17 protein-coding genes are annotated in these 17,336 nt (G+C 67.7%); 11 read left to right on the top strand and 6 right to left on the bottom strand.

What is annotated here, in order from left to right:
* Window positions 1-54: 54 nt before the first annotated feature.
* Window positions 55-969: a LysR substrate-binding domain-containing protein gene (locus tag WDLP6_RS16940; RefSeq protein WP_162593286.1), complete on the top strand. Its 915-nt coding sequence runs from the start codon at window positions 55-57 to the stop codon at window positions 967-969.
* Window positions 970-1,118: 149 nt separating this feature from the next.
* On the opposite strand, the gene WDLP6_RS16935 is transcribed toward WDLP6_RS16940, so the two are convergent.
* Complete coding sequence (locus tag WDLP6_RS16935) at window positions 1,119-1,448, bottom strand: hypothetical protein (protein WP_162593285.1); 330 nt, start codon at window positions 1,446-1,448, stop codon at window positions 1,119-1,121.
* Between the two features lie 112 nt (window positions 1,449-1,560).
* On the opposite strand from WDLP6_RS16935, the gene WDLP6_RS16930 reads away from it, so the two are divergent.
* From WDLP6_RS16930 to WDLP6_RS16915, 4 genes are all read left to right on the top strand, one after another.
* Window positions 1,561-2,223 (top strand): alpha/beta hydrolase, encoded by a 663-nt coding sequence (locus tag WDLP6_RS16930; protein ID WP_162593284.1) that lies wholly within the window; start codon window positions 1,561-1,563, stop codon window positions 2,221-2,223.
* 85 nt (window positions 2,224-2,308) lie between these two features.
* Entirely contained in the window at window positions 2,309-3,883 is a 1,575-nt protein-coding gene (gshA, locus tag WDLP6_RS16925; RefSeq protein WP_232077094.1) for a glutamate--cysteine ligase, read from the top strand.
* Between the two features lie 131 nt (window positions 3,884-4,014).
* Window positions 4,015-4,395, top strand: a complete 381-nt coding sequence (locus tag WDLP6_RS16920; RefSeq protein ID WP_162593282.1) for a response regulator — start codon at window positions 4,015-4,017, stop codon at window positions 4,393-4,395.
* Window positions 4,396-4,475: 80 nt separating this feature from the next.
* Window positions 4,476-5,390: an SDR family NAD(P)-dependent oxidoreductase gene (locus WDLP6_RS16915; RefSeq protein WP_162593281.1), complete on the top strand. Its 915-nt coding sequence runs from the start codon at window positions 4,476-4,478 to the stop codon at window positions 5,388-5,390.
* 15 nt (window positions 5,391-5,405) lie between these two features.
* Here the strand turns inward: WDLP6_RS16915 and WDLP6_RS16910 are convergent, their stop codons facing one another.
* Window positions 5,406-5,765, bottom strand: coding sequence for an HPF/RaiA family ribosome-associated protein (locus WDLP6_RS16910; RefSeq protein WP_162593280.1), 360 nt, complete (start codon window positions 5,763-5,765; stop codon window positions 5,406-5,408).
* A gap of 220 nt (window positions 5,766-5,985) precedes the next feature.
* Here WDLP6_RS16910 and WDLP6_RS16905 point away from each other — a divergent pair, with 220 nt between their 5' ends.
* On the top strand, window positions 5,986-6,195 hold the full coding sequence (locus WDLP6_RS16905; protein WP_162568266.1) for a hypothetical protein: 210 nt from the start codon (window positions 5,986-5,988) through the stop codon (window positions 6,193-6,195).
* 77 nt (window positions 6,196-6,272) lie between these two features.
* Entirely contained in the window at window positions 6,273-7,235 is a 963-nt protein-coding gene (gene ylqF, locus WDLP6_RS16900) for a ribosome biogenesis GTPase YlqF (protein ID WP_162593279.1), read from the top strand.
* 16 nt (window positions 7,236-7,251) lie between these two features.
* Here ylqF and WDLP6_RS16895 read toward each other — a convergent pair whose 3' ends face one another.
* Window positions 7,252-7,893, bottom strand: coding sequence for a response regulator (locus WDLP6_RS16895; protein WP_162593278.1), 642 nt, complete (start codon window positions 7,891-7,893; stop codon window positions 7,252-7,254).
* On the bottom strand, window positions 7,890-9,245 hold the full coding sequence (locus tag WDLP6_RS16890; protein ID WP_162593277.1) for a cache domain-containing protein: 1,356 nt from the start codon (window positions 9,243-9,245) through the stop codon (window positions 7,890-7,892). Before WDLP6_RS16890 ends, WDLP6_RS16895 begins: the two co-directional genes overlap by 4 nt.
* 230 nt (window positions 9,246-9,475) lie before the next feature.
* On the opposite strand from WDLP6_RS16890, the gene WDLP6_RS16885 reads away from it, so the two are divergent.
* From WDLP6_RS16885 to WDLP6_RS16870, 4 genes are all read left to right on the top strand, one after another.
* On the top strand, window positions 9,476-10,648 hold the full coding sequence (locus WDLP6_RS16885) for an ABC transporter substrate-binding protein (RefSeq protein WP_174259942.1): 1,173 nt from the start codon (window positions 9,476-9,478) through the stop codon (window positions 10,646-10,648).
* A gap of 76 nt (window positions 10,649-10,724) precedes the next feature.
* A complete protein-coding gene (locus tag WDLP6_RS16880; protein WP_162593276.1) occupies window positions 10,725-11,600 on the top strand; it encodes a branched-chain amino acid ABC transporter permease in 876 nt (291 codons plus the stop codon).
* A gap of 25 nt (window positions 11,601-11,625) precedes the next feature.
* Complete coding sequence (locus WDLP6_RS16875) at window positions 11,626-13,563, top strand: branched-chain amino acid ABC transporter ATP-binding protein/permease (RefSeq protein WP_162593275.1); 1,938 nt, start codon at window positions 11,626-11,628, stop codon at window positions 13,561-13,563.
* 11 nt (window positions 13,564-13,574) lie between these two features.
* The gene (locus tag WDLP6_RS16870; protein WP_162593274.1) at window positions 13,575-14,297 is read left to right on the top strand and encodes an ABC transporter ATP-binding protein; all 723 of its coding nucleotides are present in this window, start codon (window positions 13,575-13,577) and stop codon (window positions 14,295-14,297) included.
* Between the two features lie 10 nt (window positions 14,298-14,307).
* Here WDLP6_RS16870 and WDLP6_RS16865 read toward each other — a convergent pair whose 3' ends face one another.
* Entirely contained in the window at window positions 14,308-15,582 is a 1,275-nt protein-coding gene (locus WDLP6_RS16865; protein ID WP_162593273.1) for a restriction endonuclease subunit S, read from the bottom strand.
* Entirely contained in the window at window positions 15,579-17,249 is a 1,671-nt protein-coding gene (locus tag WDLP6_RS16860; RefSeq protein WP_162593272.1) for an HsdM family class I SAM-dependent methyltransferase, read from the bottom strand. The genes WDLP6_RS16865 and WDLP6_RS16860 overlap by 4 nt, the downstream gene beginning before the upstream one ends.
* Window positions 17,250-17,336: the final 87 nt, after the last annotated feature.

Raw genomic sequence — 17,336 nt, 5'->3', positions numbered from 1 at the left:
CGGCTTGCACATGAAAAGACAATAATTGAGTGGTTACGATAACTTTTGGTTTTCATGAAGCCCAATCAACTGCTGGCCTTCGTCGCGGTGGTCGAACAGATGAGCATCCGCGGCGCGGCGCGCGCTCTCGGCATCTCGCAGCCCGCGGTGACCAAGATCGTGCGCGAGCTGGAGCGCGAGGTCGGCGCGCCGCTGGTCGAACGCAGCGTGAAGGGCGTGCGGCTCACCGAATACGGCGAGGCCTTCGCGCCGCGCGCGCGCCTGCTGCTGGCGGACATGCGCCGTGCGCGCGACGAGATCGCGCAGATCCGCGACGGCGCCACCGGCAAGGTGGCCGTTGCGGTCAGCACCTCCTTCGCGCTCACGGTGCTGCCGGCGGCGTTCAAGGAATTCCATGCGCGCCTGCCGGCCGTCGCTGTGCATTTCAGCGAGGCGGTGCTGCCCTGGATGCTCTCGCGCCTGCGCGACGGCAATCTCGACTTCGCCGTCGCCCACGTGGTGCCCGGCACGCTGAGCGAGGACTTCGAGAGCACCGAGCTCTATCCCGTGCAACTCGTGGTCGGTGCGCGCGCCCGCCATCCGCTGCGCCACTGCGGTTCGCTGCGCCTGCTGCATGCGGCCGAATGGGTGCTGCCCGGCGATGGCGATCTCGACCGCGAATCGGTGGCGCCGCTGTTCTCGCCGCTCGGGATGGCGCCGCCTGCGCGCGTGATCCAGGGCCAGTCAGTGACGGTGGCGCTCGGCCTGGTCGGCCACATGGACCTGGTCGGCTTGTTCGTCGAGCCGCTCGTCGGCCTCGCGTTCAGGAACCACGGCATCAAGCGCTTGGAGATCAAGGAAAAGCTGCCGGCGCTGCGCGTCTGCGTGATCCAGCGCAAGGGCGATCGCCTGACGCCGGCAGCGCGGCAGTTCGTCGAATGCATCCAGCGTGCGTCGATGGCGCCGGACGCACGGCACGCGCTTCCATAGCGCTTGAGCATGAACTCGGTGTTGGCCTTGCGCTCGGCGTTGACCGTTTTCACGTGCGGCCGCTCGCCCATGCACTTGAGGTCGTCGCGCCGATCAACGTCAGCATCCTTGTCTCCTCGGGCCGCTGGAGACGGCATTGTGCTCAGGCGCTAACGGAAGTCCTGCGCCCAGCGCACGGCCACGGCGTCCGCCTCGGCCTCCGAGCAGACTTCCGCAGCACGCACGCCGCCGCTGTTCGCCGCCGCGGCGATGGCAAGCGCCTTCTTCGGACAGAGCCCCAGGCAAGTGCACTGGACGACGCGAAGCCGCACAGGCAGGTTCCCCATGCCGCGCTTGAGCTGCTTGCGGACCTCCTTGGCCCTGAGCTTCGAGGGGCCGTTGTCCCGCCGCTCGCAATCGCCGCAGACCATGACGACGCCTGCGAACTTGGGCTTGACGAAAAGAGCGTCGGCAGCGTGCCTGTCTGAATGATGGCTCAACGTGGATTCCCTTCGAGCGAGCATCGATCCTAGGCATCCGGACATGGCGCCCGAGTCAGCCAACCCGCCGTCCCGATGCAGTGACGGGCCGTTCTGCGGTAACTTCGGAACCATGTCACTTCCTCCCATCGAAATCGAAACCGGCCCGAACCCGACGGCCACCGTCCTCGTCATGCACGGCCTGGGCGCCGACGGCAATGACTTCGTGCCGATCGCCAATGAACTCGACTTGGGCCGTGTCGGTCCGGTGCGCTTCGTGTTTCCCAATGCGCCGGTGATTCCCGTCACCATCAACGGCGGCCATGCGATGCCGGCCTGGTACGACATTGTGGGAACCGATCTCGTCAAGCGGGAGGACGAAGCCGGGCTGCGCCGCTCCCAGGCGGCCATCGAAGCCCTGATCGCGAACGAGAAGGCGCGCGGCATTCCCGCCCGCCGGATCGTCATCGCCGGCTTCTCCCAAGGCTGCGCGATGGCGCTGATGACCGGCCTGCGCCATGCCGAGCGCCTGGCCGGCATCGTCGGCCTCTCGGGCTATCTGCCGCTGGCCGCGACCACCGCCGCCGAGCGCCATGCGTCCAACCGGGACACGCCCATTTTCCTGGCCCACGGCCAGCGCGACGGCGTGGTGGTGATCCCGCGCGCCACCGCCACGCGCGATGCGCTGACGGCGCTCGGCTACGCCGTCGAGTGGCACGAATATCCGATGGAGCATTCGGTCTGCATGGAGGAAATCGCCGATCTGAACCGCTTCCTGCTGCGCGTGCTGGGCTGAGATTTGCGGCCATTCCAGCCCGCCTGCGAGTCTTTTGCGCCCGTGCTACCTTCCAGCCCCACAAAGAACGATGGGTCATACGAACATGAGCAAACTGAAGGAGCGCCTCGACGCGCTCTCGCCCGCGAGGCTGAAGGGAGTCCGGCGAGGGATCGAGAAGGAAAGCCTGCGCGCCCAGCCTGGCGGCAAGCTGGTGATGACGCCGCATCCGGCGGCGCTCGGCTCGGCGCTCACGCATCCGCACATCACGACCGACTTCAGCGAATCGCAGCTCGAACTCATCACCGGCGCCCACACGACGGTCGAGGCCGCCCTGGAAGAACTCACGCGCGTGCACCAGTTCACCTACCGCGTGCTGGCGCAGGCCGGCGACGAAAGGCTGTGGGTCTCGAGCATGCCCTGCGGCCTGCCACCCGACGAGACCATTCCGATCGGCCGCTACGGCTCGTCCAATGTCGGGCGCGCCAAGAGCGTCTACCGCATGGGCCTGAGCCATCGCTACGGCCGGCGCATGCAGACCATCTCGGGCATCCACTACAACTGGTCGATGCCCGATGTGTCGAGCGAACAGTACTTCGCGCTGATCCGCAATTTCCGCCGCCACGCCTTCCTGCTGCTCTACCTGTTCGGCGCCTCGCCGGCGCTGTGTTCGACCTTCGTCGACGGCCGGCCGCACGAACTGCTGCCGCTGGGCGAGGGCAGCATGCACATGCCGCACGGCACCTCGCTGCGCATGGGCCGGCTGGGCTACCAGAGCGAGGCGCAGGCCTCGCTGGCCGTGAGCTACAACAACCTGGACGGCTACGGCGCCTCGCTGCAGGATGCGCTCACGCGGCCCTGGCCGGCCTACGAGGCGATCGGCATCCGCAACCTCGGCGGCGACTACAACCAGCTCGCCACCAGCCTGCTGCAGATCGAGAACGAGTTCTACGGCACCATCCGGCCCAAGCGCGTGATCTATCCCGGCGAGCGGCCGCTGCATGCGCTGCGCGAGCGCGGCGTGGAATACGTCGAGGTGCGCCTGATGGACCTCGATCCCTTCGAGCCCGTCGGCATCACGGCCGAGACCATGCGCTTCATCGACGTGTTCCTCCTGCATTGCCTGCTGGCCGACAGTCCGCCCGACACGCGCGAGGAGATCGCCGAACTCGCGCACAACCAGCATCTCACCGCCGCGCGCGGGCGCGAGCCGGGCCTGCATCTGCAGCGCGGCGGGCGCGACCTCAAGCTGGTGGCGTGGGGTGCCGAATTGCTGGAGCAGTTCGGGCCCATCGCGGCCGCGCTCGATGCCGTGCATGGCGGCAGTGCGCATGCCGAGGCGGTGCGCGCCGCCGAAGCGGCCCTGAACGCGCCGGCGATCCTGCCTTCGGCACGGGTGCTGGAGACGATGGCGAAGACGCACGGCAATTCCTTCATCGACTTCGTGCGCGCGCAGTCCGCGCAGACTCGCGAGACGCTGCTGGCGCTGCCCTTGTCGGCCGAGGCGGAGGTCGAGTTCGAGCGCGCCACGCTGGTGTCGATCGCGGCCCAGAAGCGCATCGAGGAGACCGACACGATGCCCTTCGAGGTCTATCGCGAGCAGTACGTCTCGCCCGCGCGGCTCGGCTTCAAGAACCACTGGTCCGAGGTGCCTGCGGCGGTGGCCCAGGGCACTGTCTGAGCGCGCGGCGGCGATTCGGGTAGGCCCGCGCCTACCTTCATTGGCCGACATGGCCCACCGCGGCGAAGCGAGCGGGTTGCATGATGGCGTCATCCATCCCGACAGCTCGCAGTCCCTTGATCGACCGCTCCATGACTTTCAAGACCTATCTGGTCGAAGACAACGCAGTGATCCGTGAAAACCTGGTCGGCTTCCTCGAGGACATCGCCGACGCCACGGTGATCGCGCATGCCAGCGGGGAAAGCGAAGCGGTGGCATGGCTGGGATCGCACCGCGACAGCTGGGACATGGCCATCGTCGACCTGTTCCTGCAGGAGGGCAACGGGCTCGGGGTGGTCGATGCTTGCCGCAGGCGGGCGGCCCATCAGAAGGTCGTCGTGCTGAGCAACTACGCCACGCCCGACATGCGTGCCCGCTCCAAGGCGCTGGGCGCCGACGCCTTCTTCGACAAGTCGGCGGAGATCGATCTGCTGCTCGACTACTGCGAGAAGATGAGTCGCCGGCACGACTGAAGCCGCACGCCTTGCGGGCCGGGCGCCTGCTTTCTGAGGTAAAACGCCACGCGTCATCGACTTCGGAAAGCAATCATTCCATGAGCAGCATCGACTTCAGCGGCCGCGTGGCCATCGTGACCGGCGCCGGGGGCGGCCTGGGTCGCCAGCATGCGCTGGCATTGGCCGCGCGCGGCGCCCGGGTTCTGGTCAACGACCTCGGCGGCGCGCGCGACGGCTCCGGCGGCTCGGCGAGCGCGGCACAGGCCGTGGTCGACGAGATCCGGGCGGCCGGCGGCGAGGCCATCGCCAACGGCGCCTCGGTCACCGACTTCGAGGCCGTGCAGGCGATGGTGCAGCAGGCGGTCGATGCATGGGGCCGGGTCGACATCCTCGTCAACAATGCCGGCATCCTGCGCGACAAGAGCTTCGCCAAGATGGAGCTCGCCGATTTCCGGCTGGTGCTCGACGTGCACCTGATGGGCGCCGTCCATTGCACCAAGGCCGTGTGGCCGGTCATGAATGCGCAGAAGTACGGCCGCATCGTGATGACCACCTCGTCGTCGGGCCTCTACGGCAACTTCGGCCAGAGCAACTACGGCGCGGCCAAGATGGCGCTCGTCGGACTCATGCAGACGCTCAGCATCGAAGGCGCGAAGAACGACATCCGCGTCAACTGCCTCGCGCCCACCGCCGCGACGCGCATGACCGAGGACCTGATGCCCGAGGACGTGCTCGCCGCGCTCCAGCCCGAAGCCGTGGTGCCCGCGATGCTGGTGCTGGCCGCGCAGGACGCGCCCAGCCGCACCATCCTCTGCGCCGGCGCCGGCACCTTCGAGGCCGCGCACATCACGCTGACGAACGGCGCCTGGATCGGCCTCGGCGCCGATGCGCCCGAGCAGCTCGCAGAGCGCCTGGCCGAGGTGACCGGCCGCAGCGGCGAGATCGTGCCGCAGAGCGGCGCGGCCCAGGGCAGCAACGAGGTCGGCAAGGCGATGGCGCGGCGCCGCGGCTGAGCGCCATCCCGCGGGTCATTCGGCGACCGCGCCGCCATCCTTGCGGATCGAATCGCGGTCGCGGTGGTTGTTGAGACGGCCGAGTGCACTGTCGAGCGCCCGCTTGAGCTTGTCGGATGCGCCGCGAAAGGCCTCGTCGAGATTCGGCGCATGCTGCGTCACCGCCACCGGCTGGTGATGGACGAGGCGGGCCTCCATCACGCAACGCCTGGCGCCGCCGCCGCTGGCGTCGTGGTTCTCGTCGCTCAGGTGAATCTCGACGCGCGTCACGTCGGCTGCGAAACGGCCCAGTGTCTGGCGGATTTCGCCGTCAGCCCAGCGCTCCAGGGCGTCCTTGTTCTCGATGCCGTTGCCGGTGTTGACTTGAATCTGCATGCGTTGTCCTTTTCGCGTCGTTGAGCACAACGCGACTTTGCGCCCATAACGGCCGGCTGTGCGTAAGCATTTGGGCCAGCGTGCCGGTGCACGAAGGCCGACGGCCCGCCCGGTCCGGTGACGCGGCGATAGCCCCTTGGCCTACACGCTGAAGTGCCAGGGCAGCGGTAGTTTCGGCGTGTGCCCATTCCGGCACGCCAGAATCAACGAGGAAAGCCAAATGAAGAAGATCCTGTTCGCACTCGCCGCATGCGCCCTGGTGTCGGGCACCGCGCTGGCCCAGCCGGCGCCGTCTTCGCAGCGCAGCACCGTCGTCGTCGATCGCGCGGACGTGGTGCCGGTTCGCTGGGAGCACCGGCGTCATCGGCGCTGGGTTCCGCCGCATTGGCAGCACGGCCATCGTGTGCCGGGCCACTACGTCTGGCGCTGAGCGCCGGGTAGCGGGCGGGGGCGCCCGTCCTGGCTGCGGCGACAATCCGTAGCCAATCCGAAAGAAAGAACGCCCCGATGGCCATCCAGTGGTTCCCCGGTCACATGCACCTGACCCAGAAGGCCATCGCCGAGCGGGTCAAGGACATCGACGTCGTCATCGAGCTTCTCGATGCACGGCTGCCGGGCTCCAGCGCAAACCCGATGCTGGCCGATCTCACCGGCCACAAGCCGGGCCTCAAGGTGCTCAACAAGCAGGACCTGGCCGACCCGGAACGCACCGCGCTCTGGCTCGCGCACTACAACGACCGGCCGGCCACGCGGGCCATCGGGCTGGACGCCAGCCAGACCACGCCCGCGCGCCGGCTGATCGACGCCTGCCATGAACTCGCGCCCTCGCGCGGCGGCATGGCCAAGCCGATGCGGGTGCTGATCTGCGGCATTCCCAACGTCGGCAAATCCACGCTCATCAACACACTCATCGGCGGGCGCAAGGCCAAGACCGGCGACGAGGCCGGCATCACCAAGCTCGAGCAGCGCATCACGCTGGCTGACGACTTCTACCTGTGGGATACGCCAGGCATGCTGTGGCCGCGCATCATCGTCGCCAAGAGCGGCTACAACCTGGCCGCCAGTGGCGCCATTGGCCGCAATGCCTTCGACGAGGAAGAGGTGGCGCTGGAGCTGCTCGACGCCCTGAGGCAGCACTATGCCGCTCTGGTGCAGGCGCGCTTCGGGCTCGATGCGGTCGATGGCTTGACCGACGAACAGCTGCTGGAAGCCATCGGCCGCAAGCGCGGCGCGCTGCTCGGGCAAGGGCGCGTCAACCTCCAGAAGGCGGCCGAGATCGTGATGAACGAATTCCGCAGCGGCAAGCTCGGACGCATCACGCTCGAGACGCCGCAGGAGTTCGCCGCCTGGGTGGCCGCCGGGGAATTGCTGGAAGCCGAGCGCCGCGCGAAGAAGGAAGCGCGGGCGCAGAAGAAGCATCCGCGGCCCGACCGCGATGCGCCGCCGGCGGCGCCGGCCGGCGCGGACTGAGCGGCGTTCGATCGGCCTACAACGTCGTCCAGCCGTGCGTGACGGCGATCTTCAGCAGCTCCGCTGCGGAGTCCACGCCGAGCTTGCGGCGCAGGCTGAAGCGGTGCGTCTCGACCGTGCGCACGCTGATGTCGAGCTCCTTCGCGACCACCTTGTTGCTGCGCCCATGGGCCAGCAGCACCAGCACCTCGTGCTCGCGCGCGGTGAGTTGCGGCACGTCCGAGCCCGACTGCGCCGCCAGCCCCGAGACCTGGGCGCTGAAATAGCGGCCGCCCACGCAGACCGCGCCGATGGCGGCCAGGATCTCCTCGGTCGGCGATTCCTTCAGCACATAGCCGAGCGCGCCTGCGCGGATCGCGCTCTGCACGTACTCGCGGTTGTCGTACATGCTGAGCATCAGCACGCGGATCGACGGGTGCCGTGCGCGCAGCGCGGTGGCCAGCTCGATCCCGTTCATGCCGCGCATGCCGACGTCGATCAGCATCAGGTCCGGCGCCAGCGACTCGGCCAGCTGCAGCGCCTCGGCGCCGCTGGCAGCCTCGCCGACCACCTGCAGATGCGGCACCACCGCCAGGCGCGCGCACAGCCCGTCGCGCACCAGCGCGTGGTCGTCGACAAGCACCAGCCGGATCCGGGGCAGGGCGGTCTCTGCGTTCATGCCGCACCCGTCAATGGAAAGCTCGCGGTCAGCGAGGTATGGCCGGGACGGGACTCCATGTGGAAGGTGCCGCCGTTGCGCTCCACGCGTTCGCGCATGTTGGTCAGGCCGATGCCGCGGTCCTTGCTGAGCTCGACGTGCTGCACGTCGAAGCCGCGGCCGTCGTCGGTGATGCGCAGCGCGAGCCGGTCGCCGGCATCGTCGAGGCGGATGTCGATGCGGCTGGCCTGTGCGTGCCGTTCCGCATTCCGCAGCGCCTCCTGCGCGACGCGGAACAGGCTCACCGCCTGGAGTTCGGACAGCCGTTCCTCGTTCAGGTGCGGCGACACCTGCACCTTCAGGCCGCTGCGTTGTGCGAGTTCATTGCCGATGTGTTCCAGCGCGGCCGGCAGGCCGAGGTCGTCGAGCAGCGCCGGCCGCAGGTCGTGGGAGATGCGGCGCACTTCGCCGATCGCCTGCGACAAGGCGCCGAGTTCGGTGTCGATCGCCGTCACCGGCTCGTCGCCCGGATGGGCCAGCCGGTGGCCGATCAGCTCGAAGCGGTACTTGATCGACACCAGCAACTGGCAGATGTGGTCGTGCAGTTCGCGCGAGACGCGGGCCCGTTCCTCCTCCTGCGAGCTGACGACGCGGTGCGCCAGTGCCTTGAGCTTGCGGTCGGCCTGGCGCTGCTCGCTGATGTTCAGCACCAGGCCGCCGGCGAACACCGCGAGCGCCGCGAGCACGGCCACGGCCGCCAGGCCGAGCAGCGTCTGGCGCACGCTCGCGAGAAGGTTGCCGCGCAGGCGTGCCGCCGCTGCATCGACGTCGTCGATGTAGATGCCGGTGCCCAGCATCCAGCCCCAGCGCGGCAGCTCGACCGAGTAGCCGAGCTTGCGTTCGACGCGGCCGTTCGAAGGCTTCGGCCAGAGGTAGCGCGTGAAGCCGCCGCCCTCGTGCGCACGGGCGATCAGCTCGCGGATCATGTAGGTGCCGTCGGCATCGCGCCGGTCCCAGAGGTTCTGGCCGATCAGGTCCGGCTGGCGCGGATGCACGAGGCACAGGCCCTCGCGGTCGTAGACGTAGAAGTAGCCGTCGTTGCCGAAGTTCATGCTCGACAGGATGGCCTTGGCCTGTTCCTTGGCCGCCTCGTCGTCGCGGCCGGCGCCGTACAGGTTGTCGATCGAGGTCAGTGCCAGGGCGACGTAGTTGCGCAGCTCCTCGCGCTTGGCAGTGAGCAGGGCGTCTTCCAGCACCTGCGACTGCTGCCGCTCGAGGTGCTGCGTCTCCACGCCCAGCAGTCCGCCGATCAGCACGATCGCCAGCAGCAGCGGCGCCACCGCCAGCAGGAGAAGCTTGGCCTTCGGTTTCATGGCGGCGATTGTGATCGCCGCGGCGCCGGATGAGCGTCACTTCGGCGCATTCGCGTTTTCCCGTAGGCAGTATTACGCAGTCGATCCCCGCAATGATGCGAATAGGCGGCAACGTCCGGATACAGACAATCGCGGCACGCATCCCATTCACCGCAGGAGACAACACCTTGACCCGCTTTCCGAAGAAATTCGCCACGGCCGTCGCGCTGGCCGCACTCGCCACCTTCGCCATGGCCGCCGACCCGATCAAGATCGGTGTCGACGGTCCGTTCACCGGCGGTTCGTCCTCGATGGGCGTGAGCATGCGCGACGGCGTGCGCCTCGCGACCGAGGAAATCAACAAGGCCGGCGGCGTGATGGGCCGGCAGATCGAACTCGTCGAGCGCGACGACGAAGCCAAGAACGAGCGCGGCGTGCAGATCGCGCAGGAATTCATCAACAAGGAAAAGGTGGTGGCCGCGGTCGGCTACATCAACACCGGCGTGGCGCTGGCTTCGCAGCGCTTCTTCCAGGACGCCAAGATCCCGGTGCTGAACAACGTGGCGACCGGCTCCATCGTCACGCACCAGTTCGACAAGGATCCCGACAACTACGTGTTCCGCAACGCCGCGCACGACAGCATCCAGGCGCCGATGATCGTGGAAGAGGCGATCACCCGCCGCGGCTACAAGAAGGTCGCGATCCTGGCCGACTCCACCAACTACGGCCAGCTCGGCCGCGAGGACCTGGAGAAAGCACTCAAGGCCAAGGGCATCACGCCGGTCGCGGTCGAGAAGTTCAACATCAAGGACGTCGACATGACGGCCCAGCTGCTGAAGGCCAAGGAAGCCGGCGCCGAAGTCGTGCTGACCTACGGCATCGGCCCCGAGCTGGCGCAGATCGCCAACGGCATGACCAAGCTCGGCTGGAAGGTGCCGATGGTCGGCAGCTGGACGCTCGCGATGGCCAACTACATCGACAACGCCGGCCCCGGCGGCGAGGGCGCGCGCATGCCGCAGACCTTCATCCAGGAGCCGACGACACCCAAGCGCAAGGCCTTCATCGACAGCTTCATCGCCAAGTTCAAGCCCAAGAACAACCGCATGGATTCACCGGTGTCGGCCGCGCAGGGCTACGACTCGATCTACCTGCTGGCCGCCGCGATCAAGCAGGCCAACAGCACCGACGGCCCGAAGATCAGGGCTGCGCTGGAAGACCTGTCGACGCCGGTCGAGGGCGTGGTGACGACCTACAACAAGCCCTTCACCAAGACCGACCATGACGCCATCACCGCGAACATCCCGGTGTTCGGCGAAGTCAAGAGCGGGCGCGTGGTGTTCGCCAGCGCGGACGACCAGAAGAACGCCTCCAAGGTGCGCCTGAAGGACCCGGCCGCCAATGCGGCGCTGATGCCCAAGCAATAAGCCCGCTCAAGGCCTGGCGCCGCCGCGGCATCGTCCGCAGCGGCGCCTTTTGTTGTCACGCTTCGCGAGGCCCGCCATGCAAATCCTGACCCAACTCATCTTCAGCGGCATCGCGCTGGGCATGATCTATGCCGTCATCGCGTTCGGCTACCAGCTCACTTTCGCCACCTCCGACACTCTCAACTTCGGCCAGGGCGACGCGCTGATGCTCGGCGCGCTGGTGGGTCTCACGCTGGTCGGTCTGGGCGTGAACTACTGGCTGATGATTCCGCTGGTGTGCCTGTTCGGCGCGCTGCAGGGCGCGGTGGTCGAGCGCATCGCGGTGCGGCCGGCCATCAAGATCAAGTCGGAGTTCGGCTGGATCATGTCGACCATCGCGCTCGGCATCATCTTCAAGAACGTGGCCGAGAACGTCTGGGGCCGCGACGACCTGAAGTTCCCGTCGCCGCTGCCGGAGTCGCCGATCAAGTTCCTCAACGCCAACGTGCTGCCGATGGAGATCCTGGTGGTGGTCGGCGCCATCCTGATGATGCTGGCGGTGGAGCTCTTCAACCGCCGCTCGATCTACGGCAAGGCGGTGGTCGCGACCTTCAACGACCGCGACGCGGCCAAGCTGATGGGCATCAACACCGGGCTGGTGATCACCTTCTCGTACGCGCTGTCGTCGCTGACCGCGGCCTTCGCCGGCGTGCTGATCGCACCGCTCACATTGACCGGCGCCACGATGGGCGCGGTGCTCGGCCTGAAGGCCTTCGCGGTCGCCATCATCGGCGGGCTGACCAGCGGCATGGGCATCGTGGTGGGCGGCATCATCCTCGGCGTCGCCGAGACCACCACCGGCTTCTACCTGAGCACGGGCTACAAGGACGTGCCGGGCCTGGTGCTGCTGCTGATCGTGCTCGCGGTGCGGCCGCAGGGGCTGTTCGGCAAGACGGCGATCAAGAAAGTGTGAGGCCTGCGCCCGCACGCACAAGAACATGAAAAAGAGTCACCTCCTTCTCGCGATCGTCGCCGTCGCGGCCCTGCTGCTGTTTCCGATCGCCATCGCCAACCCGTACTACATCCACCTGCTCGAGACCATCATGATCTACGCGATCCTGCTGTTCGGGCTGGACATCGTGGTCGGCTACACGGGGCAGGTCTCGCTGGGGCACGCGGGGCTGTTCGGCATCGGCGCCTATACCGCGGGCGTGCTGGTGTTCAAGCTCGGCGCGCCGCTGATGGTGGCGCTGATCGCGGCCATCGGCGTCACCGCGGTCTTCGGCGCCTTGCTTGCGCTGCCCGCGCTGCGCGTGACGGGGCCTTATCTCGCGATGGTCACGCTCGCCTTCGGCACCATCATCCAGATCCTCATCAACGAGATGAGTTTTCTCACCGAAGGCCCGATGGGGATCAAGCTCGAGAAGCCGCCACTGTTCGGCCACAAGCTGGACGAACGCGAGTTCTTCTGGCTCGTCGCCGTGCTGCTGGTGCTGTCGCTGATCGTCGTGCACCGCGTGCTGCGCTCGCACCTCGGGCGCGCATTCGAGGCGCTGCGCGGCAGCCCGGTCGCGTCCGATTGCATGGGCGTCTCGGTCTATCGCTACAAGGTCTATGCCTTCGTCATCAGCGCCGGCTTCGCGGGGCTGGCAGGCAGCTTGTACGCGTATTCGGAGCAGTACATCTCGCCCAACACCTACAACTTCGAGCTCACGGTGCTGTTCCTGCTCGCGGTGATCATGGGCGGGCGCAAGAGCCGCGTCGGCTCGCTGCTCGGCGCGGCCATCATCGTGCTGCTGCCCAAGCTGCTCGACGACGTGGTGCTGTTCCGCTACGTGTCGGTGGCCTTGGCGGCGATGGTCATCGCGACGGCCGTGGTGGCGATCCGGCGCGGTCGCGCGACGCCGGTGCAGATGGCCATCCCGGTCGCCGGCAGCATCGCACTCGCAGGGCTCGCGTTCTGGCTCGAGACCATGACCGACTGGCGCCTGTCGATCTTCGGCGTGATCATGCTGTTCGTCGTCTACTACCTGCAGGACGGCATCGTCGGCTTCGTGCGCAGCGCGCTCAACCTGCGCCGGCCGAAGCCACAGGTCGACGTCATGATGGAGGGCGCTCCGGCGGCCGATGCGGTGGCGAAGGCGGCCGGCGCCGGCGACCGCGTGCTCGAAGCGGCGGGCGTGCTGATGCAGTTCGGCGGCCTGAAGGCGCTGAACAACGTCGACCTCGTGGTGCGGCGCGGCACCATCCATGGCCTGATCGGCCCCAACGGTTCCGGCAAGAGCACGATGATGAACGTGCTGACGGGCATCTACGTGCCGACCGCCGGTGCCATCTCCTTCGCCGGCCGTTCGGTGGTGGGCCGCACCTCGTCCGACATCGCACTGTCGGGCATCGCGCGCACCTTCCAGAATGTGCAGCTCTTCGGCGAGATGACGGCGCTGCAGAACGTGCAGGTCGGGCTGCACCACACGTTCGCGAGCAACTTCGTCGACGTCGCGGTCCACACACCGCGCTACCGGCGCGAGAGTGCCGGCGCGGCGAAGCGGGCGCAGGGTCTGCTGGACTTCGTCGGCCTCGGCGACTTCGCCGAAGAGGAGGCGCGCAACCTGCCCTACGGCAAGCAGCGTCTGCTGGAGATCGCGCGCGCGCTGGCGCTCGACCCGCAACTGCTGCTGCTGGACGAACCCGCGGCCGGGCTGACCGCGCCCGACATCAAGGAGCTGATCGCCATCATCCGCAAGATCCGCGAGCACGGCGTGACCGTGATCCTGATCGAGCACCACATGGACGTGGTGATGAGCATGTGCGACACCGTCTCGGTGCTCGACTTCGGCCAGAAGATCGCCGAAGGAGAGCCCGCCGCGGTGCAGGCCGACGAGAAAGTCATCGAGGCCTATTTGGGCGGACAAGAAGCAAGCGCGCAGCCCGCGTGAGGACCGACAAGATGCTCACCATCCACAATCTTTCCGCCGGCTACGGCAAGGTGCAGGTGCTGCACGGCATTTCGATCGAGGTGCCCAAGGGCAAGGTCGTGACGCTGATCGGCTCCAACGGCGCGGGCAAGACGACGACCATGCGCGCCGTGTCCGGCATGATCCGCGCGACCGCGGGCGAGATCACGCTCAACGGCAAGCGCATCGAGACGCTGGAGTCGTACCACATCGCCAAGCTGGGCCTTGCGCATTCGCCGGAGGGCCGGCGCGTGTTCGCCACCATGACGGTGACCGACAACCTGACGCTGGGCGCTTTTCCGCGGCTCACGGGCAGCCGTCCGCGCGGCGACGTGGCCGCGGATCTGGAGCGTGCGCTGGAACTCTTCCCGCGCCTGAAGGAACGGCGCACCCAGCTGGCCGGCACCTTGTCGGGCGGCGAGCAGCAGATGCTGGCCATGGCGCGCGCGGTGATGCTCAACCCCGAGGTGGTGCTGCTCGATGAGCCGTCCATGGGCCTGGCGCCGATCCTGGTGGCCGAGGTGTTCCGCATCATCGAACGGCTCAAGCAGGAGGGCGTGACGATGCTGCTGGTCGAGCAGTTCGCGGTCGCGGCGCTCGGGGTGGCCGACTACGGGTATGTGCTGGAGAACGGGCGCATCTCGCTGCACGGACCGGCGCAGAAGCTGCGCAGCGATCCGGGTGTGAAGGCGGCCTATCTGGGGGGCGGGCACTAGCCGCCGCGGCTCAAGCCGATGCGGCCGTCCCGGCAGCCGCCTTCATCGGCTGGAAGACCCGCGCCAGCAAGGCCTCGAAGGTCGCGTCCGCGGCGATCAGCGCCTCCGCCTGTTTGGCGATCACGGCGGTGGTGGCATCCGCACAGCGAGCGAAGGCGCCTTGCCTGGCCAGGGGCGGCAGCAGCACGGGCATCGACTTCACGTCCTGCTGGTTGATGCTCGCCTGGTTGATGGCACGCCGGGCATTGGCGCGGATGTGCTGCTTGGCGCGCTGCGTCTGCAGCATCGAGATCATGTAGCGCGGGTCGATCTGCGCGGTGTCCAGCCTGAGCCGCATCATGTTCGACTCGAACACCGTGGTCTCGGCCAGCGCCGGGATGAGCGTGCTCTTGCCCAGGTACTCCGGGCTGTTGACGCGGTTGATCACGATGTCGCCCGGCGCGAGCGCGAAGCGCAGGGCCTCGTCGTCGTCCAGCCGCAGCCGCTTGAGCGCCGTCAGGTCGCAGATCTCGCCGTCGTAGAAGGCATCGATGCGCAGGATCGGCGTGCCCGAGCCGTAGGCCGACTTGTGCTTGTAGAGCCCGTTCTGCGGACTCTCCCGGAGCAGGCTTCCCAGCGGCACCACGGGCCAGCCCTTCGGGTTGGTCATCGAGTTGCCGAACATGTCGTTGAAGAGGGCCGGAATCATCCGCGCCGTGTTCTTCTGGATGTCGCGCCGCAAGCGCAGGACGCTCTGGGCGCACGAGAGCAGATCGACGATGCGGCGCTGCTGCTGCAGGTCGGGCAAGGGCAGCGTCTGCGCGAGCACCTGGGCATCCGTCACGGCCGGATACAGCGCGCCCGCCACCAGCTTGCACAGGCGACTGACGAACAGCCGCGAGCGCACGAAGAAGTACAGGTATTGCGGCAGCACGGCCGGCGTTGCGCGCAGCACGCAGAACGCGGTGCTCGCCACCTCGCCGTCGAGCGATTCCGGCACCAGCGCCACGGCATTGAGATTCGGGCGGACCGTCGACACCAGCACGTCGCCGTGGCGGATCTGCCTGCGTGCGCGGCTCGGTGCCTCGGCGCCCTTCAGCGTGCGCGCACCGGTGATGGCCTTCTGCTTGTTGCAGACGCCGGCCACGTCGACATAGATGAACGGATCGTCTGGCCATGCGGCCGGGTTCAGGGTTCCGGGCCTGGGCTCGACGACATCGCGCAGCGCGACCCATGGCGTGCTCACTGGCGTACCTTCGCGCTGCGCGCTCCGGTATTCGCTCTTGGGGCGGCCCGGCGTGCTCATGGCCCGAACTCCTGCATCGCGATCCTCAGGGTCTCCAGTTCCTTGGCGATCTCGTCCTCGAGCGCCGAGAGTTCGTCCAGCAGTTCGCGCGGGCTCTGGTGCTCGGCCTGCGCCTCGCTCATCGGACGGTAGCGGCCGGCAGAGAGGTTGTAGTCGTTGTCGCCGAGCGCGGCCGCGTCCGCGAACCACCACTTCTCGTCCCATTCCGCGGCGGGTTCGCGCGCCTCCCAGCGGGTCCATGCCTCTTCGCGCCGGGCGTAGACGTTCGAGAGATGCGGCAGGTCGTCGGCCGCGATCGGCGTGTCGTGGTTGGCGTCGAGTTCGTAGCCGTCATCGTCGGTGTGCAGAAACAGCACGTGCCGCGTGCGGCTTCCCTTGCGGAAGAACAGCACCGAGGTCTTCACGCCCGAGTAGGGCTGGAACACGCCGCCCGGAAGACTCAGCACCGCGTCGACCCGGTTGTCCTCGACCAGCTGGCGGCGCAGCGTCTTGTGGGCCGCGGTCGAGCCGAAGAGCACGCCCTCGGGCACGATCACCGCGGCCCGGCCATCGGGGCGCAGGCTGTCGAGCATGTACTTGAGGAACAGCAGTTCGGTGCTGCTGGTGGTGCCGATCCTGACCTCCTCGACGATGCGGTCCTTGTCGACACGGCCCGAGAAGGGCGGATTGGCCAGCACGACGTGGAAGCCCTCGGCCGGCAAGCCCAGTTCGGCCCGGCGCTCCTCGTCGATCGCGGTCGTCAGCACATTGCGCTGCAGGATGCGCACGTTCGGCAGGCCGCGCAGCGCGAGGTTCATGGTCGCCAGGCGCACCATCTTCGGATCGACGTCGTTGCCGAAGAAGGTGGTGCCCTGCAAGGCGCGCAGCGCATCGGGCTGCAGCCGGTCGCCCAGCCCGCGCCGCTGGAGCTTGCCTTCGACTTCGGTTTCCACGATCGCCTCGGGCGAGGAGTGGGCGAGCCGGATGTGGTTGTAGGCCGCGACCAGGAAGCCTGCGGTGCCGGCGGCCGGATCGTAGAGGGTCTCGCCGACCTGCGGATCGATCATCTCGACGATGCTGCGGATGATGTGGCGCGGTGTGCGGAACTGGCCGAGCTCGCCGGCCTGCTTGATCTGGCGCAGCACATGCTCGAACAGGTCGCCCTTGGTGTCGGAGTCGGCCTGGTCCAGCCCCAGGCCATCCACCAGGCTGATCACCTGGGCCAGCACCGTCGGCTCGCTGATGCCCAGGCGCGCGCCGCGCATGAAGTTGTGCGCGCCCGCCTCGCCGATCTCGGTGAAGAAGGGGAACACCTCGTCGCGCACGAAATGCACCAGGGCGTCGCCCGACAGATCGGCCGCCCAGACCGACCAGCGAAAGAGGCTGCGCGGGACGGTCGGCGTGCCGGTCTGCAGCACGGTCGCGGTCAGGCTGCCTTCGCGCACCGACGAGGCCATCACGCTCGTCGCCGGATTGCGCAAGGTCCAGTCGCCGCTGAAGAGGCTGGTGCAAGGCTGGTTCAGCATCGCGGCCCGCTGCTGGTTCTCGTCGTCGATGCTCTCGAAAAGGTAGAAGAAGAACAGGAACGACAGCTGTTCCGCGTTGCTCATCGGGTCGGGGTACCCGCCACCGAAGAGGTAGTCGCGAATCTGGTCGATCGACCGTCGCATGTCAGCGGTCAGGGGCATGAGGACGTGGCGTTGGAATGGTTGTGCGGGCGACGCGGGAGTCTACGAGGCAAATGGGGGCTTGCCGAACGGGCGAGTGTAGGAAAC

The organism is Variovorax sp. PBL-E5 (genome assembly GCF_901827185.1).
Classification (GTDB): Bacteria; Pseudomonadota; Gammaproteobacteria; order Burkholderiales; family Burkholderiaceae_C; genus Variovorax.
The sequence above is the reverse complement of the archived record's forward strand: the minus strand, read 5'-3'. Positions and strand labels throughout refer to the sequence as shown.

Excerpts from the sequence above, each read along its gene's own strand:
- WDLP6_RS16940 (WP_162593286.1), top strand. The coding sequence starts at position 55 with ATGAAGCCCAATCAACTGCTGGCCTTCGTCGCGGTGGTCGAACAGATG.
- WDLP6_RS16930 (WP_162593284.1), top strand. The coding sequence starts at position 1,561 with ATGTCACTTCCTCCCATCGAAATCGAAACCGGCCCGAACCCGACGGCC.
- gshA (WP_232077094.1), top strand. The coding sequence starts at position 2,309 with ATGAGCAAACTGAAGGAGCGCCTCGACGCGCTCTCGCCCGCGAGGCTG.
- WDLP6_RS16920 (WP_162593282.1), top strand. The coding sequence starts at position 4,015 with ATGACTTTCAAGACCTATCTGGTCGAAGACAACGCAGTGATCCGTGAA.
- WDLP6_RS16915 (WP_162593281.1), top strand. The coding sequence starts at position 4,476 with ATGAGCAGCATCGACTTCAGCGGCCGCGTGGCCATCGTGACCGGCGCC.
- WDLP6_RS16910 (WP_162593280.1), bottom strand. The coding sequence starts at position 5,765 with ATGCAGATTCAAGTCAACACCGGCAACGGCATCGAGAACAAGGACGCC.
- WDLP6_RS16905 (WP_162568266.1), top strand. The coding sequence starts at position 5,986 with ATGAAGAAGATCCTGTTCGCACTCGCCGCATGCGCCCTGGTGTCGGGC.
- ylqF (WP_162593279.1), top strand. The coding sequence starts at position 6,273 with ATGGCCATCCAGTGGTTCCCCGGTCACATGCACCTGACCCAGAAGGCC.
- WDLP6_RS16895 (WP_162593278.1), bottom strand. The coding sequence starts at position 7,893 with ATGAACGCAGAGACCGCCCTGCCCCGGATCCGGCTGGTGCTTGTCGAC.
- WDLP6_RS16890 (WP_162593277.1), bottom strand. The coding sequence starts at position 9,245 with ATGAAACCGAAGGCCAAGCTTCTCCTGCTGGCGGTGGCGCCGCTGCTG.
- WDLP6_RS16885 (WP_174259942.1), top strand. The coding sequence starts at position 9,476 with ATGGCCGCCGACCCGATCAAGATCGGTGTCGACGGTCCGTTCACCGGC.
- WDLP6_RS16880 (WP_162593276.1), top strand. The coding sequence starts at position 10,725 with ATGCAAATCCTGACCCAACTCATCTTCAGCGGCATCGCGCTGGGCATG.
- WDLP6_RS16875 (WP_162593275.1), top strand. The coding sequence starts at position 11,626 with ATGAAAAAGAGTCACCTCCTTCTCGCGATCGTCGCCGTCGCGGCCCTG.
- WDLP6_RS16870 (WP_162593274.1), top strand. The coding sequence starts at position 13,575 with ATGCTCACCATCCACAATCTTTCCGCCGGCTACGGCAAGGTGCAGGTG.
- WDLP6_RS16865 (WP_162593273.1), bottom strand. The coding sequence starts at position 15,582 with ATGAGCACGCCGGGCCGCCCCAAGAGCGAATACCGGAGCGCGCAGCGC.
- WDLP6_RS16860 (WP_162593272.1), bottom strand. The coding sequence starts at position 17,249 with ATGCCCCTGACCGCTGACATGCGACGGTCGATCGACCAGATTCGCGAC.